The sequence below is a fragment of the Kitasatospora sp. NPDC127060 genome (assembly GCF_042724935.1).
Lineage (GTDB): Bacteria > Actinomycetota > Actinomycetes > Streptomycetales > Streptomycetaceae > Kitasatospora.
The window spans coordinates 1-16,286 of record NZ_JBHXEG010000038.1 but is presented as its reverse complement, the minus strand read 5'-3'; the positions used below and the strand labels follow the sequence as shown (position 1 = coordinate 16,286).

Genomic DNA, 16,286 nt, shown 5'->3' with positions numbered 1-16,286 from the left:
AGTCTGGCCGTCGCTGCGGGACGCGGGATTGTAACCGGCTGTCCACGTCCCGGCCCAGGCTGGACGGGCCCTGCCCTTCACACCGGTCGGCCGGGACAGCCGTACCCGCGCTGCAGGGGAAATTGTGCAGGGCAGTCCGCCGACGGCCCTCGGGGTGCGGGCGGCTTCGTCGCTGCGTCACGCACGGATCGGACCTGGGCGCTTGTCGGGGTGGGCTGTGAGGACATACTTGGTCGCGCTGGTGTTCGAGAGGCCGAACAGTCCCATCAGGCGTACCGGGTCTGCGCTGTGGCGGGCCTCGTCGAGGATGCGGTCGGTGCGCACGGCACCGGCGGTCAGGCCGATGGTGTGAAACGGCTTTCGCACCAGGCCTGCGCTGACGGCCGGGCCGGTGAGGTCGACGGCGCTCTGCCGGCTCAAGATCAGGTGGGGGTTGGCACTGTCGGGCCAGCGCTGGTGGCGTTCCCGGATCCAGGCGGTGGTGAGGCTCATCAGGAGACCTTCGAGGTAGAGGACGTGATCCAGGTGCCGGGGGCGGCGTACGCGCTGGCGGGCGGTGGTGCGGTCGAGGTCGTCGAGGCGCAGGCGGGCGACTTGGTGGGGGTGGAGGGCGTGGACGGCGACGAGGGCGACGATGAGGCGGCTGCGGGTGGCGGGGAGGTGGTCGAGGATGCCGGTGAGGCGGTCGGAGGCCAGCGTGGTGGGAAGGCGGCGGGCGATGGTGAGGCTGACGGTGCGGGCGGGGTCGCGGAAGACGAGCCGCTCGCGGCGCAGGGCGCGGAAGTAGGACCGGAGTGCGGTGTGGACTCTCTGGGCATGGTGGCCGGCGAGCGGTAGGAGGGCGGCCTCGATGTGCTGCTTCGTGATCTCCCGCGGGTTTTCCAGGCCGGCCGTGTGCCAGGCGGTGAGGACGGGGGCGGCGGCGTCGAGGTAGTTGTCGATCGTTTTCGGACTGCGCTTCCAGTTCTCCTTACTGCCCTGGCCTTGGATGACGTCGATCCAGCGGTGCGCGGCAGGGGCGAAGTCGCCGGACAGGGCGTCGGCGGTTCGGCGGGCGCGGGCGATGAGCGCGTTCGTGGCGTCGGGCAGCGGGACCAGCAGGCCGCAGCTGCGCAGGAACTGGATGAGCCGGTGGCCGTGGAGGTTGGGGCGCAGGCTCGCGAGCGCTCGGACATCGGCCTCGTGGACCGGAGCGGCGGCGCCGAGGTGGCCGGTGATCACACGCAGGGTGCGCACGTTGCCGCTGAAGAGTCGGTGCTCCAGCCTCGGGAGCGGATGTAGGCCGTGAAGTCGTCGACCAGGGCTGCGGCCTCCGGGGTGAGGGCGGGTTTGGCGTCTGCGGCCAGGGCCGTCCAGTCGCGGGCCGGAGCGGGGAGAAGTTCGAACTGCCCCGGGTCGACGAGGTGGGATGAGAGCGGGCGGCCGCTGTCGGCGGCGCGGGCCAGGCGGCGCTTCTGGTCGAAGCGCCCACGCCGCACCGCCGGGACACCGGGGGCGAGGACGGCCAGGGCCGGAGCGAGGGGACCGGCGAACCAGAGCTGGTCACCGCCGTCGAGCGAGGCTGCGGCGGTGTCGATCTCGGTCTCGGCCTCCACGATCCGGCAGAAACGGCACCGGCCGCCCGAGGTTGGCACGACCCTGCGGCAACGGGTGCACGCGGTGGGGTCCGGGTTGCCCAGGACGTATTGCCAGCTCGCGCACGCTTCGCACAGGCGGCGCCGGTCGTTCGCCCAGGCGTAGCAGTGCGCGCAGCTACCGTGGGTGAGCTGACCTGGGGAGACGATGCGGCGGGTGGTGGGCGGGGCGAGGAGGCCTGCGCGGTGCAGGGCTTCGGTGGTGGTGGGCCGCAGGGCAGGGAGGTCGCGGACGGCTTCCGGGCGGACTTGGTGCTCGCCGGGTTCGCGGGCGGCCAGGGCTAGGCGCATCACCGGTCGGGTGCGGATCAGCCAGTACGGTCCGACGCCGCGTTCGCGGGCCATCTGCTCCGGGGCGGCGAACGCCTGGGGAGCGTCGGGGATGTCCCGGTCATGGATACGGGCGCCGTCGGTCAGGGCGAACTGCCGCCGCGGGGTGGGGAAGAGGCCGAGTTGGCCGGGCAGCTCGGGTGGGCACAGCGCGGGGTCGTCTCGTCCGCGCTCGGGGAAACGGGCCCGCAGCCACGTCGGCACCTCGCGGCTGACGCGCGGGCCGTCCGCTCGGGCACGGGTCCGCGCGTTCGCGCAGTCCGCGCACACTCCCGTCGCGGGGAGCACGCCCCAGTCCAGGCACTCCTCGCACGATCCGGCGTGCCGCACCGTCTTCCTTCCCACCCCTGATTCCCCCCGGCTGTCAGTTCGGCGGCAGGGCCCGGCGCCGACCGCCGCTGGCGGCCCTGGGGACCGGCCTGACCGGACCTGACTCCCCGACCGCCCGTGGCTCGGCGCTCTCGCGTTCGGCGGCGGCGACCGGCTCCGCCTCCATGAGGTCGGCGACCGTGCAGTTAAGGGCCGCGCAGATCTTGTCGAGGTCGTCCAAGCGGACGGTGACCGGCTGGTTCGACCACATCGTCGCGACCTTGCTCAGTGAGGGGTTGAAGCCCACATCTTGGAAGGCGGCCAGGAGGTGGGTCGGCCGCCAGATGTCCCGCCGGGCCGCCGCCCAGCGCAGGTTCCACTTCATCCGTTCACGACTCCGCGCTCAGCCGGCGAACCGCTCGCCGGGAAGACTCAAGGCTCATCCGCTCCGGGTCGCCCTTGGCGGTCGCCAGGTAGCCGACCGTGATGGAGGCCCAGGTGTGGCCCAACAGGACCTGTACATCCCACAACGGCATCCCGGCCTCGTAGTTGTGGGTCGCGCACGCGTGCCGCAGAAGATGTGGGAAGAGCTCGGTGACCGGTCCCTTGAGGTGCAGTCGGGAGGCGCCCTTCAGCGCCCGCCGGAACGTGTCGGGCCCCACCGCAGGTGCGACCGGCAGATTGAGGTCCGCCATCGCGCGGGGCAGCCGCTCGGAGGGGAACAACGGAGCCAGCGGATCGGTGGGGTCGTCACCGAACTCCCCGCGGACGTCCTCGATGTACCACCACAGCAGCTCACGCCCCTCCTGAAACAGGAACGCCTCCCGCTCCCGCGGTCCCGAGCCGCGTGCGCCTTTGCCCTGCACCAGGAAGCGGCCCCACTGGCCGTTCTCCCAGTGCAGGTGGCCCATGCACACCCCGCACAGCTCGGACGCCCGAACCCCGGAGATGTACGTCAGCTTCGACATGACGTAGTTGCGCACCGCCACCGGGAACTTCCGCGCCGCAGGCAGGCTCTCGCGCCAGGCCGCGAAGAACGCCTTCGTCTCCGCCACCGACGGCGGGATGCGCAGCCCGAAGTCGCCGCGGTGGCGGGGCCGGTTGAACGGATCGATCGGCGAGGCAACCGCGGCCCCAAAGCGCCGCAGGATCTCTCCGGCGTAGCGTTGCTCCAGGAATGCGAAGTAGCCGTCGATCCGGTTGATTTTCGAACGCATCGTCGCGTGCCGTAGTGCCTTGCCCGGCCTGGCGAAGTAGCGGTCCAGCTCGCGAGAGGTCAGCCGCCATGGCACGACGTCGTAGAAGGAGCAGACCTCAAGGACCGGCTGCACCAGGGAGTCGAGCGTCTTCGGTGCCAGGCCCGCCACATCGCGGGCCCAGCAGTACTCGACCAACGAGTCCTGGAAGAGCGCCCGCTCCGCCTCCGCGTCCACGCCCTCAGCGGACGGGCGTTGCAGGGTCAGGACGTCGGCGAGGCCCGGCTCTGCCGCGGGAGCCTGGCCAGGTTCGTCGAGGAGGGGTGCGCCGGCTCCTCCGCCGATGAGCGTGAAGCGGCGACTCCGGAATCTGCCACGAACACGCAGATTAAGAGTGGAACTCCTGAAATTCAGGAGTTCCTGGCAGATTCTCACGCGATCGTGTGAAGCTCCCAGCGAGCCCGTGACCTGAATGAACAGCCACAAGAGGACCAGGAGGCGTCCTGGCGAACCCGTCGGATCTCCACTTGCCTCACACCCATCGCGACCGTCCTCCGCTCCCGCACAGCCGTCCGTGGCTGCGCTGTCACCGACAGCCTGCCGACCGGGCCGGTCCGGTCGGAATCCCGCGACCGGCCGGGGCGGACCCGCCACTCGGCGGTGCGCCCCTGCCGAAAGCCGGGGGCCGGGTAGCCGGCTGCACGTGGCCCCGTATCCGGCACCACGATCTCGGAACCCCATGACCGTGGACAGGCGGGGGACCGGCACCGGCCTGCTGGTCTCACGGACCGACTCCGCGACGACGAACTCGCCTCGCAGGCTGACTCGTTGAAGGCATCGGAATGGGGCGGCGTGCCGCCTAGGAGCAGCGGACGGGACATCCGAGGTGGCGTGCGGACGATCGTGGTGCTGCCGCTCCGGTCGGCCGGCCGATCCCCGGTAGGACCGACCGCCGCGCGGCGCGCCGTCGCCGGCGTGGCCGGGTGGCGGATCTAGTCTTCACCGAGTTGACGGCAGACCAGGGATCGTGAGGACCTGACCACGTGGCGACCCACTCGGCGCCGCCGACGGCCGCCACCCCCCTCCAACGCTTCCTGGCGCGGCCCCATGTGGTGGTCGGCGGGGTCTACGGGACGGTTCTCGGCAGCTCGATGACCGCCGCCCTGACCAAGGAAACGGCCGGTGACCGCCGGTACGACGCGACATGGCTGCTGATCACCGCCGCGGTCACGGCCGCCGCTCACGGCTACGCGCACCTGATCGCCACGCGTGCCCAGCGGCGGTTCGGTGCTCGGGCCGCGGTCCGCACCGTTGTGGACGAGTGGCCGCTGGCGGTCGGTGCCCTGCCGAGTGTTGTGCTGCTGCTCGGGGCGGGCATCGGTTGGTGGCCCTCGCGCGGGATCGAGTACGTCACGTTCGCGGTCAACATCGTGCTGCTCTTCGGCTGGGGCCTGTTCGCGGCCCGGACCGGTGGGCGTACCTGGCTGTCGGCGCTGTCGATCGGCGTCGGCGATGCCCTGCTGGGCCTGGTCGTCGTGCTCGCCAACGCGTTGGTGAAGTGAGGCCACGGCCGGGGAGCCGACGTCCGGCGCCGCCGGGTGGCGGTCTCGGCCCGTCGGGGCTTCGCGGCGGACACCCCGCGCGCCCGCTGCGCAGCCACTCCTCGGAGCCGTTCAGCCGGCGGTCACCTGACGAACCTGGCGGGCTTGGTGGCGAGGTTGAGGAGGTGCTCCAGCGGTCCGCGGCGGAAGAAGCGGGACCAGATACCCGCGAACAGGATGGCGCCGGCGATGAAGCAGAGCAGTGGCGCGGTGGAGGTGACGGTGTCGCCCATCGGCACGGTCAGTGTCATGGAGCCCACGAAGTGCCCGACGTAGGCCGTCAGCGACATGGTGCCCACGGCGATGACCGGGGTCAGCAGCCGCCGGAGCCATGGCAGCCGGGCCATCAGCACCGTCGCGCCGACCAGGATGGTGATCGCGACGCCCAGGCTGCCGGCCATGTCGAACGTCGAGCCGGTGTGCGGTTGGGCGAGCAGCAGCGTCCAGGCATCGGCACCGTCCGTCGCTCCGGCGTCGCCCCCGGTCTTCAGGGCCGCCTTGCCCATCTCGGACGCGGTGTCGAGGGCCGACGAGCTGCCGGAGCCGTCGGCGGCGCGGCCCGACGGTTGCTGTGCGAGGTCGTGGAGTCGGTCGGAGAACCGGGCCAGCAGGAGGGGCACGCCGTATCCGAAGGCGACGAGTGCGGCGCCGAGTGCGGTGAGCCGTCGCTGCACGGTGACGGCGGACAGGTCGAGGCGGCCCAGTGCCATGCCGGTGACCACGTACGTCATCCAGGTGACGGTCGGGTAGAGGCCGGTGACCAGGAGGTCGAGGACGCCGACGTCGCTGAGCTGCTTGAGCGGGTCGTAGGCGTTGACGGCCGTCTCGACGGGACCGGCGACCAGCGCCTTCAGCCCGTACTGCAGGAGCGGTGTGACGACGGCGAGGACGGCCGCGATGATCGCGAGGGTCCTGGCCGGCAGCCGGAGCAGGGGCAGGGCGAGCAGGAAGTACACGCCGTAGAAGGCGAGGATCACCACGTTTCCGGCGCCGGCCGCCGCGAGCGCCGTGCCCATCGCGATCAGGACTCCGGCGCGGATCGCGATGCGGACCTTCGCCTGGCGGCCGGCCAGGCCCGTCCTCGGCTCGCTTCGCCCGGCGATCAGCATCAGCGAGAACCCGGCGAGCGTCGCGAAGAGCACTGACGCCCGCCCCTCCGACAGCTGCAGCAGCCACCCGCCGACACCGCCCACGGAGGCCGCCTGCGGACCGATGTGCACGGCGTACATGCCGAACACGGCCAGCGCGCGGGCCAGGTCCACGCCCACCAGCCGACCGGTGGACGCGGGCTTCGCCGACGAAGCGGGGTCGGGCCCGGCAGGGGCGTTCGGCGGTGGCGACGTCTGCGTGGGATCCATGGGAGTCATGGCGCCAATCTCGTCGTCCGGGGCCCGAGCGGACCATCCGGCGGGCTTCCGTGCCACCCCCGCCGGTCGGCCGGGCCGCCCCCGCCGAACGCCTGCCGCTGCACGCGACCGGCCTGGCCTTGCCGGGCGAAGGGTTCGGGGCCCACGCATTCAACTACCTGTCCACGGCCCTCGCCGGCGCGTTCTTCCTGGCCCTGCTGATCGGCCGCCGGGAGTTCACGGCCAAGGGCGACCGCTCCAACCCGAAGGCGGCCGTGGCGGCCTTCGCCGGCGGCCTGCTCGCGGGCGGCACCCTCGGTGCGCTGCTGGTCCAGGCGACCAACGGGCTGAGCGGCGCCGGCTTCGCCGACCGCTTCGGGTACGCGGTCGCCGGCATGGTCACCATCGGGCCCTCCTGCACCGGTAGCGGCGGCAGGGCGGGGCACGGCGAGGCGGCCTCTCGACTGGCGAAAACCATTCAGGTCGTGAAATATAGATGCCATGAACCAATTGGAGCCGGCCGACATCCGCTCGTTCGTCGCCCTCGGGGACAGCTTCACCGAAGGGATGAACGACCCCGGCACCGACGGAGCCTTCCTGGGCTGGGCCGACCGCCTGGCCTCGATGCTCGCCGAGGGCCGCCCGGAGGGGGAGTTCCGGTACGCCAACCTCGCGGTGCGCGGGCGGCTGCTCGACCGCATCGTGGCGGAGCAGGTACCGCAGGTGAGCCGGATCCGCCCCGACCTGGTCACCCTCTGTGCCGGCGGCAACGACATCCTGCGCCCCGGCAGCGACCCGGACGAGGTGGCCCGACGCTTCGAGGCCGCCGTCACGCAGCTCACCGGGGCAGCCGGGACCGTGGTGCTCTTCACCGGCTTCGACACCCGCGGCATGACCCTGCTGAAGCATCTGCGCGGGAAGATCGCCACTTACAACGGCCACCTGCGCGCGATCGCGGACCGCCACTGCTGCACGGTCGTGGACCTGTGGTCGCTCGGCTCGGTGCAGGACCCGCGAGCATGGAGCGGGGACCGCCTGCACCTGTCCCCCGAGGGCCACCAGCGAGTGGCCCTGCTCGCCGCCCGCACCCTGGGACTCCACACGGCGCAGGACCCGGAAGCCCCCTGGCCCGCCGAGCCGCCCCGCTCCACCGCGGCGCACTACCGGGAGGACCTCCACTGGGCTCGCACGTACCTGGCGCCCTGGGTCGGCCGCCGCCTGCGCGGCGAGACCTCCGGCGACCACCTCGCCCCCAAGCGCCCCGAGCCGACCCCGGTCTGACACCGTCATCGGCACGCCCGTCCAGAGCCGGGCGGCAGCGGTGAGCCGCGGCTGGTCACCCTGTTCGCGGCGGAGACGGTGCCCGGTGCCGGACCGCGCGGCGCCGGCTTCGGCACCGCGCGGCCGGGTGTACGGCCTGTCGGGTCAGCGGGCCGCGGTCAGCAGTTGGGTGGTGGCCAACTCGGCGTAGAGCTCGTCCCGCTCGACGAGTTCCGCGTGGGGGCCGACGGCCCGGACGCGGCCCGCGTCCATCACCACGATCCGGTCAGCGCCGGTCACGGTGGACAGGCGGTGGGCCACCACCAGGACGGTGGTCTCCCGGGCCGCCTGCGCCACGATGTCCCGCACCGCGAGTTCGTTGACGGCGTCGAGCTGTGAGGTGGCCTCGTCGAGGAGCAGCAGCCGGGGCTTGCGCAGCAGTGCGCGGGCGATGGCGACGCGTTGCCGCTCGCCGCCGGAGAGCTTGGACCCGCGGTGGCCGACCAGGGTGTCCAGGCCGTCGGGCAGGCGGGCGACGAGAGTGTCGAGCCTGGTGCGGGTCAGGATGTCGACCAGGTCCTGGTCCGAGGCGTCCGGTGCGGCGAAGAGCAGGTTCTCGCGGAGTGTGCCGGCCAGGACCGGGGCGTCCTGCTCGACGTAGCCGATGGAGTCCCGCAGACGGGGCAGCGACCAGTCCCGGACGTCCTCGCCGTCGACCAGCACTCGTCCGCCGGTCACTTCGTGGAAGCGTTCCAGCAGGGCGAAGACGGTCGACTTGCCCGCGCCGGACGGGCCGACGAAGGCGGTCATCCCGCCGGCCGGCACGTCGAAGGTCACCTCGTGATGGATGTCGGGCAGCTCGGGGCCGTAGCGGAAGGACACCTGCTCGAAGCGGATCGATGCCGGGCCCGCGCCGGCGCCGTCCTCCGTGCGGGCGGGCAGGGTGAGCCGGCGCAGTTCCCGTTGTTCGGTGGCGAGCTGCTGTGCCTGGGTGATCCGGGAGATCGCGGCCGCGCCCTCCTGGTACTGGGAGGCGGCGTCGACCAGCCGGGAGACCGGTTCGATCAGGTAGAAGACGTACAGCAGGAAGGCGATCAGCGTGGAGACGGGGATCTGCCCGGAGGCCACGCGGGCCCCGCCGACGGCGAGCACCGCGAGGAACGCGAGCTCGACGGCGAGGACGTCCGCGGACTTCGCGAGTGCCTCCCACTTGGCGCTGCGCACGCCGTGCTGCCAGGCCCGCTGGGCGGCGGCCGTCACCCGGGCGGTCTCACGTTCCTCGGCGCCGGACGCCTTCACCGTGCGGTAGGCCCCGAAGGCGCGTTCCAGTTCGGTGGAGATCTCGCCGACCGCCTCCTGTGAGCGTTCGGTGGCCTCGGAGATCTTCGGCATCACCAGGGCGACGGCCCCGCCGACCACGGCCACGACGCCGAGCGTCACGCCCAGCAGGACGGGGTCCAGGACGGCCATCAGCACGACGGCCGCGACCAGGGTGACCACGCCGGTGGCGCCGGAGACCAGCTCCCGGGTGGTGACGGCGCGCAGCAGCGTGGTGTCGGAGGTCACGCGGGACATCAGGTCGCCCGGCGGGATCCGGTCCACCTCCGAGATCCGCAGCCGCAGCAGCCGTCCGATCAGGCTTCGCCGGGCGGCCAGCACGACGGACTCGGCGGTGCGCTCCAGCACGTATCCGCTGAGCGCCTCGAACACCGTGCCGAGCAGTACGAGCGCGGTGAGGGACAGCACGATCGCGGTGATGGTCTGACCGGACGAGAGCCGGTCCACCAGCGCCTTGGTGGCCAGCGGCTGCAGCAGGCCGCCGGCCGATCCGACCAGTGCACACAGCAGGCCGAGCGCGACGGTCCACCGGTGCGGCCGGACATAGCCGTACAGCGCCTTGAACGTCGCCCGCGCGGACAGCGACGGAGTGTCCGCGCTCGTCGGGTCGGATGCGGTGTTCACAGGATTCCTCTCAGCTGGTGGCGTACAGGTCGAGCGTGACGGCTCGTGGCGCTGCGCCCCATCCGGTGACCGTCCGGATCACCCCCGCCTTTCGGCCGGTGCCTCCCCGCCGGGTGGCGCGTGGCCGCACCGGTGCCCCGTGTCCGCCGGTGCCGACCGGACAAGGGATCATTGGGCGGTACGGCAGAGGTCCTGAGGCGGCGGAGGATGTGTGATCCGGGTAGTGGTGGTGGACGACGAGGCGCTGATCAGGTCGGGATTCGGCATGATCCTCAGCGCGGCGGGGGACATCGAGGTGGTGGCGACCTGCGTCGGGGGGCAGGCGGTCTCCACCGTGCGGGAGCACCGTCCGGACGTCGTCCTGCTCGACATCCGGATGCCGGACGTGGACGGGCTGAGCGTGCTGCGGGAACTGGTCGTCCTGCCGTCGCCGCCGGTGGTGGCGATGCTGACCACCTTCGACACGGACGAGTACATCCTGACCGCGCTGAACTCCGGGGCGGCCGGGTTCCTGCTCAAGGACACCGAGCCCGAGCACCTCGCCCCGCAGGTGCGCACCCTCGCGGCCGGCGGGGTCGTCCTGTCGCCCAAGGCCTCGCGGAGCCTGCTGCGCGGCCATCCCGGCAGTGGTCCGGCCGTGGTCGACGAGGAGGCCGGGCGGGTCGACCGGCTCAGTGACCGGGAGCGAGAGGTGCTGGTGCTGCTCGCCGAGGGGCTGTCGAACGCCGACATCGGCGTACGCCTCCACCTGGGGACGGGCACGGTGAAGGACCACGTCAGCGCGATCCTCACCAAGCTCAGGGTCGGTGGGCGGGTGCAGGCCGCGCTGCTCGCCCAGCGCGCGGGCCTGCTGGCCGACGTCCCGAACGGGACGGGTACCACGCCGCGACGCCCGTGAGGTGAGGCATCGAGGCTCACTCGCGCCGTGCGCCGGCCGAGGAGCGAGGAGCCTCGTCCCTCCCGCCGTCCCGCACATCACCGACCTCTTCGGCCTTCCCGGCATCCACCGCCGTCTCCGGACGGGGCCGGGTTCGGCCGCGCAGCGCGCGGGCGATGGCCAACGACCCACCGCCGTGCAACAGGATGCTGCCGAGGACGACGACGACCATGGCGTCGAGTGCGCTGTTGGCCGCCGGCCCGTCCGGGAGGGCGTTGAAGGCGAGCAGCCCGAACACGATCGAGGTGGTGCCGCGCGGCCCGAGCGCGCCGACCATCAGCCGCTCGGCCCGGCTGAACCGGGAACCGAGCAAGGACAGCAGGACCGGCACGATCCGCAGCACGGTGAGCGCGGCCGCGCACAGCACCAGCACGGGCCAGTCCAGGCCGAGGCTGAACGTCAGTACCGCCGCGTTGCCGAAGAAGAACCACATGACCATGGTCATCATGGCGTTGGCGTCCTCGATCAGCTGGAAGTCCGAGCCGGCCGGCACCGCGGCGCCATGGCGTTCCGGCGCCCGCCGGACGTACCGGAAGGCGACACCGGCCACGAACGAGGCGACGAAGCCGTTGCCGTGCACCGCGGTGGTCAAGGTGTAGGCCAGCAGCGGGATGATCAGCACCAGGATCCGGCGGGACTGGTCGGTCATCCAGTGCGCGCGCTGGGCGCGGTTCATCAGCCAGGCCAGCAGCGCACCCACCAGCGCGCCGACCACCAGCGCCTTGACCGCGAACGGCACGGTCGTGCCCAGCGCCCCCAGCGGCGTGCGCTTCTCGGCCGTCGACCCGGCCAGCACCAGCGCGAAGAGGAACAGCGGCGACACGATGCCGTCGTTGTAGCCGCTCTCCACGTTGAGCACGCTGCGCACCCGGGCCGGGATGCGCCGGTCGCGGACCAGGATCTCGGCGGGTGCGAAGTCGGTCGGGATGATGACGCAGGCGATCAGCAGCAACGCCGCGACCGACAGGTCCGGCAGCAGCAGCCCGCCGAGCAGGACCGTCGCACCGAGACTCAACGGCAGGGCGACCAGCAGCACCCGGGCGGCCGAGCCCGGATCGCGGCCGAACAGCCGCCCGCCCCGCAGCTCGGTGGCGTCCACGAACAGCAGCACGGCCAGGATGATCTCAGCCACCCGCTGGGCGATCACGGAGTTCATGGCGGCGGCGATCTCACTGTGTGTGAACAGGCCCGTGACCACACCCGCGAGTACCAGCACGAGCGGCGCGCGCACGTGCCGGCGTTCGAGCCGCCCGGCGACGAGCGACCAGCCGGCCACCACCGCGGTGATCACGATCAGGACAGGGATCAACAAGGCAACTTCCGCTTCCGAACGACGACGGGGGTGGACACCTCCGTCGGCTCATTGCTCGCCGGAGGAGTCCGTCGGTCCTGACTACCTGCCTGGCAGCGCCCGAGCATGCAGGTGCCCCGGTCCGCCGACCGGTGTCGCAGCGGACGGTCCCCATCCCACCCGTAAGGCCGTACGCAGTCACCCCGCCGACCGCCGGGAACACCCCCGCCGACCGGGCGGAGCGCCTGTGACGCCGGAAGGCCCGCCACCTCGACGGGCCTCCGTGACCGGGCGCCCCCTGCCGACTGGATGTGAACACCCCGCCGGGTGGCCGGAGCTGCTGGTCGGCCACCGCCCCGACGACACCGAAGCCTTAGGGTCGGCTCCGACGGAAACACCTGCCGGAGCGGGTCGCGCACCGACTCGGCCCGGCCGCACCCTGTGACTGCCCACCCCCGGTCGCCCCCGGGGCGCCTCCCACGACCCGGGGCCGGGGCGGCAGGGACGGAACAGAGCGAAGGCGAGGCGGCAGGGATGAGAACGAAGGCGGTGACGGAGCGGGAGGCCGCGGTGAGCCGCACGGCGGTCGACGGGAACCAGCCGCAGACGCCGGGGACGGGCCGAGCCCGCGCACTGTGGGCACGAGTGCCGGCGCCCGCCGTGGACGGCGCCCTGGTCCTGGCAGCGAGCATCGACGCCTGGCTGAACCTCACGGAGGGCCCGGGGGCATTCGACCTGGCCGTGGCCGCCGTCGCCTGCGCCGCGCTGGCACTGCGCCGCAGGTTCCCCCTCGGTGTGCTGCTGCTCACCCTGCCGATCGCCTTCACCCAGGACGACATCGCCCTCGCACCGATCGTGGCGCTGTTCACCCTCGCCGAACGCTCCCGCAACCGCCGGCTGCTCGCGTTCTGCGCCCTCGGCACCGCGTTCGCCAGTATCGTCCCGTGGTCCCTCGGCGGCCCGTTCGAGGTCAGCCGGACCTTCACCCTGGTCACGTTCGTGTACAGCCTCGCCACCGCGGCTGCCGCCGTGCTGTTCGGGCAACTCCTCCAGACCCGCAGGGACCTGGAGCGGCAGATGGCCGAGACCGAGGAGGCCAGGGAGCACGAGCGGATCCTGCACGCCCAGACCGTGCTCGCCCGCGAACGCGCTCAACTGGCCCGCGAGATGCACGACGTGGTCTCCCACCAGGTCAGCCTGATCGCCGTGCGCGCCGGGGCGCTCCAGGTGTCCACCCGGGACGAGGACGCCAAGGACGCCGCCCGCACCATCCGCTCCCTGAGCGTCACCACGCTGGACGAGCTGCGCACCATGGTCAGGCTGCTGCGCGCCTCCGGCGGCCGCGACACCGAACTGACCCCGCAGCCCACCCTGGCCGACCTGCACCGGCTCGTGGACTCCGGCGGCATCGAGACCCGCCTGACCGGAGAACTGCCGCCCGACCTCGGCGCCTCCGCCCAGCGGGCCGTGTACCGGACGGTCCAGGAGGCGCTGACCAACGCCCGCAAGCACGCCCCGGGTGCCACCGCGACCGTCGAACTCTGGCAGGACGGGGCCGACGTCGGGGTGACCGTCACCAACAGCGCGCCCGCTCGCCCTTCCCTGGCTCTGCCAGGCTCCCAGCAGGGCCTGATCGGTCTGCGCGAACGTGCCGAGATCCTGCACGGCACCCTCGAAGCCGGCCCCACCCACGGGGGTGGCTACCGGGTCAGCCTGCGCATCCCCGTCACCGCCAACGGCGACTGAGGGGCGGGCCGCACCTCTGCCCGCGCTCCTGGCCGGACGGGCAGGGCCCCGGCTCGGCCCCTGGACGAGCCGGATGCGTGTGAGCGGGCATCCGGCGGGCCGCCCGCTCCGGTGGCCGAGGTGTTCACGGTGGGCGCTGACAGTCCGATCTCTTGACGGTGCCCCGGCGCCTGGCCATAGTGATGGCCGGCCCAGCACGGCGGCGGCGCCCTCGACGCCATGCGTGCAGCCTTTGCGATGCCTGGATTGTTAGCGCTAACAAACCTGGACCCCCTCTTCCTTCCCCCACCCCGTGAAGGAGTTCGTTCATGACCACACGATCGTGGCTGCGCCGTGCCCGGCGGGCGCTGTCGGCAGCGGGCACGACCGCCCTGCTCGTCGCCGGCCTGCTCACCGGCACGGGCACCGCTCAGGCCGCGGCCGAGGGCCCGTGCGACGTCTACGCCGGCGGCGGAACGCCGTGCGTCGCGGCGCACAGCACCACGCGCGCGCTGTTCGCCTCCTACAGCGGCCCGTTGTACCAGGTGCGGCGGGCCTCGGACAGTACGTTGCAGGACGTCAGGGTGCTGTCCGCCGGGGGCGTTGCCGACGGCCCGGCGCAGGACTCCTTCTGCGCGGGCACCACCTGCACCATCACCCGCGTCTACGACCAGACCGGTGGCGGCAACACCCTGGTCTACCAGGGGCCCGGCGGGACCGGCGGCGCCGACACGGCGGCCACCGCGAACACGGAGGCGCTGAGCGTCGGCGGCCGGAAGGCGTACGCGCTCCACATCGACCCCGGCAACAGCTACTTCGCCCACAACTCCACGGGGGGCGTGCCGACCGGCAGTTCACCCGAGGGCGAGTACATGGTCACCAGCGGAACCCACGTCAACAACGGCTGCTGCTTCGACTACGGCAACACGGAGATCGACCACAAGGCCGACGGCAACGGCGCCATGGACGCGATCAACTTCGGCACGGAATGCTGGTTCGGCGGCTGCACCGGAACCGGACCGTGGGTGCAGGCGGACCTGGAGAACGGGCTGTTCTCCGGCGGCGGCAAGACGTGGAACCCCCACCAGCTTCCGCAGACCAGCCGCTTCGTCACCGCCATGCTCAAGAACGACGGCACCGCCCGGATGGCACTCAAGGGAGCCAACGCCCAGTCCGGGAGCCTGACTCAGCTCTACAGCGGCTCACTGCCCAGTGGATGGAGCCCGATGCACAAGCAGGGCGCCGTCATCCTCGGCAGCGGCGGCGACTGCTGCCAGACCAACCGCAACGCGAGCGCGGGCACCTTCTACGAGGGTGCCATCGTCAAGGGCTACCCGTCGGACGCCACCGACGCCGCGGTCCAGGCCAACATCGCCGCGGCCGGCTACAGCGCCACCACCCCCTTCACACCCGGCGCGGAGGTGTCGCTCCAGGCCACCACCTCCTGCTGCACCGGCGACTACCTGCAGCACGACACGAGCGACGACAGGGTGGTGATCGCGCCGGTGCCGTCCGGCAGTTCCGCCACGGACAAGGGCAACGCGACCTGGATCGTCCGGGCCGGCCTGGCGAACAGCGGCTGCGTGTCCTTCGAGTCGGCCGACACACCCGGCAGCTACCTCAGGCACTACGCGTTCCAGCTCCACCTCCAGCCCGATGCCGGCAGCAGCCAGTTCGCCGCCGACGCCACCTTCTGCGTCCAGCCCGGAAACGGCGGCACCGGCTACTCCCTCCGGTCCTTCAACTACCCGGCCGACTACGTCCGCCATTACCGCCTCGCCGGCTACCTCGCGAGCGATGGCGGTGCCAACGCCTGGGACAACCCGTCGTCATGGGCCCAGGACACCACCTGGTTCGCGGCTGCCCCCCGGAGCTGATCAGCAGCCCCGGGCCGGGCCCCCGCTGGGCCCCGCGCCCAAAGGGGCCGAAGCCGCACCGACCCGGCGGCGTCATGGCAACCCGAGGCGATCAAGTGCGGCGCGCCGCCGAATCCGGCTGGCCGCGGCCAGCCGACCCTGCCGGGCCGGTGGCGCTTCCGGCCGAGCAGAGGGGGCGTACCGGCCGGGTGGCGGGGCCGCCCCGGGCGGCCACCTGCTGATCGCCGTGGCCCTCGGCACCGTCGAGACCGTCCGGACCGCGCGGCCGGCCGGCACACCACCCCTCCCGCACCGCCGCCTCCCGGAGGCGGCGCGGGCAGCGGCGGCGGATACTTTCCCGTGGAGGTTCCTTCCATGTCCGACTGGCGTGCCCGCGCGACCCGGGCGAGCAGGCGTCCGTTCACCCGACCGACCGACCCGACCGGCCACGACACCCCTCACCCGGCGCCCGAGCACTCGATGGACCCCCGGCCCGACCACCACGACGAGCCGTCGGCGATCCCACTCGAACGCTCGGTGGTCGATGCCGCGGTCTACCGGGACGGCCACCGCACCCGGACGCCGTCCAGCCTCACGGAGGTCTACCGGCAGCTGCCGGGCAAACCCGGCACCATGACCTGGATCGGTCTCTACCGTCCGGCCGAGGCCCAGCTGTTGGAAGCCGCCGAGCGGTTCGACCTGCACCAGCTCGCCGTCGAGGACGCCATCGTGGCCCACCAGCGCCCGAAGCTGGAGCGCTACGGCGACACGCTGTTCGTGGTGCTGCGCGCCGCGCGCTACCTGGACGATGTCGAGGAGGTCGACTTCGGCGAGATCCA

General features: G+C 72.4%; 13 protein-coding genes. 6 read left to right on the top strand and 7 right to left on the bottom strand.

What is annotated here, in order from left to right; translation table 11 throughout:
* Nucleotides 1-177 precede the first annotated feature (177 nt).
* The 4 genes from ACFWIS_RS21320 to ACFWIS_RS21305 are packed head-to-tail and all read right to left on the bottom strand — an operon-like array spanning nt 178 to nt 3,706.
* The gene (locus tag ACFWIS_RS21320) at nt 178-1,236 is read right to left on the bottom strand and encodes a hypothetical protein (RefSeq protein ID WP_380456148.1); all 1,059 of its coding nucleotides are present in this window, start codon (nt 1,234-1,236) and stop codon (nt 178-180) included.
* On the bottom strand, nt 1,218-2,309 hold the full coding sequence (locus ACFWIS_RS21315; protein ID WP_380456150.1) for a hypothetical protein: 1,092 nt from the start codon (nt 2,307-2,309) through the stop codon (nt 1,218-1,220). The genes ACFWIS_RS21320 and ACFWIS_RS21315 overlap by 19 nt, the downstream gene beginning before the upstream one ends.
* 19 nt (nt 2,310-2,328) lie before the next feature.
* Nucleotides 2,329-2,658, bottom strand: a complete 330-nt coding sequence (locus tag ACFWIS_RS21310) for a helix-turn-helix domain-containing protein (protein WP_380456152.1) — start codon at nt 2,656-2,658, stop codon at nt 2,329-2,331.
* 4 nt (nt 2,659-2,662) lie between these two features.
* Entirely contained in the window at nt 2,663-3,706 is a 1,044-nt protein-coding gene (locus ACFWIS_RS21305; protein WP_380456154.1) for a tyrosine-type recombinase/integrase, read from the bottom strand.
* 806 nt (nt 3,707-4,512) lie between these two features.
* Here ACFWIS_RS21305 and ACFWIS_RS21300 point away from each other — a divergent pair.
* The gene (locus ACFWIS_RS21300; RefSeq protein ID WP_380456155.1) at nt 4,513-5,031 is read left to right on the top strand and encodes a hypothetical protein; all 519 of its coding nucleotides are present in this window, start codon (nt 4,513-4,515) and stop codon (nt 5,029-5,031) included.
* Between the two features lie 122 nt (nt 5,032-5,153).
* Here ACFWIS_RS21300 and ACFWIS_RS21295 read toward each other — a convergent pair whose 3' ends face one another.
* Nucleotides 5,154-6,437 carry a heparan-alpha-glucosaminide N-acetyltransferase domain-containing protein gene (locus tag ACFWIS_RS21295; RefSeq protein WP_380456157.1) on the bottom strand — a complete coding sequence of 428 codons (1,284 nt, stop codon included), beginning with the start codon at nt 6,435-6,437 and terminating at the stop codon, nt 5,154-5,156.
* A 480-nt stretch (nt 6,438-6,917) separates the two neighbouring features.
* Between ACFWIS_RS21295 and ACFWIS_RS21290 the strand changes: the two genes are divergently transcribed.
* Nucleotides 6,918-7,697: an SGNH/GDSL hydrolase family protein gene (locus ACFWIS_RS21290; RefSeq protein ID WP_380456159.1), complete on the top strand. Its 780-nt coding sequence runs from the start codon at nt 6,918-6,920 to the stop codon at nt 7,695-7,697.
* A 144-nt stretch (nt 7,698-7,841) separates the two neighbouring features.
* Here the strand turns inward: ACFWIS_RS21290 and ACFWIS_RS21285 are convergent, their stop codons facing one another.
* Nucleotides 7,842-9,638 (bottom strand): ABC transporter ATP-binding protein, encoded by a 1,797-nt coding sequence (locus ACFWIS_RS21285; RefSeq protein ID WP_380456161.1) that lies wholly within the window; start codon nt 9,636-9,638, stop codon nt 7,842-7,844.
* A 211-nt stretch (nt 9,639-9,849) separates the two neighbouring features.
* Between ACFWIS_RS21285 and ACFWIS_RS21280 the strand changes: the two genes are divergently transcribed.
* Nucleotides 9,850-10,536: a response regulator gene (locus tag ACFWIS_RS21280; protein ID WP_380456162.1), complete on the top strand. Its 687-nt coding sequence runs from the start codon at nt 9,850-9,852 to the stop codon at nt 10,534-10,536.
* Nucleotides 10,537-10,552: 16 nt separating this feature from the next.
* Here the strand turns inward: ACFWIS_RS21280 and ACFWIS_RS21275 are convergent, their stop codons facing one another.
* The gene (locus ACFWIS_RS21275) at nt 10,553-11,887 is read right to left on the bottom strand and encodes a cation:proton antiporter (RefSeq protein ID WP_380456164.1); all 1,335 of its coding nucleotides are present in this window, start codon (nt 11,885-11,887) and stop codon (nt 10,553-10,555) included.
* 624 nt (nt 11,888-12,511) lie between these two features.
* Between ACFWIS_RS21275 and ACFWIS_RS21270 the strand changes: the two genes are divergently transcribed.
* From ACFWIS_RS21270 to ACFWIS_RS21260, 3 genes are all read left to right on the top strand, one after another.
* Entirely contained in the window at nt 12,512-13,612 is a 1,101-nt protein-coding gene (locus tag ACFWIS_RS21270) for a sensor histidine kinase (RefSeq protein WP_380456174.1), read from the top strand.
* Between the two features lie 308 nt (nt 13,613-13,920).
* Nucleotides 13,921-15,468, top strand: coding sequence for an alpha-L-arabinofuranosidase B (locus ACFWIS_RS21265; protein WP_380456166.1), 1,548 nt, complete (start codon nt 13,921-13,923; stop codon nt 15,466-15,468).
* A 354-nt stretch (nt 15,469-15,822) separates the two neighbouring features.
* On the top strand, nt 15,823-16,286 hold a 464-nt coding region (locus ACFWIS_RS21260), incomplete at its 3' end, for a CorA family divalent cation transporter (RefSeq protein ID WP_380456168.1).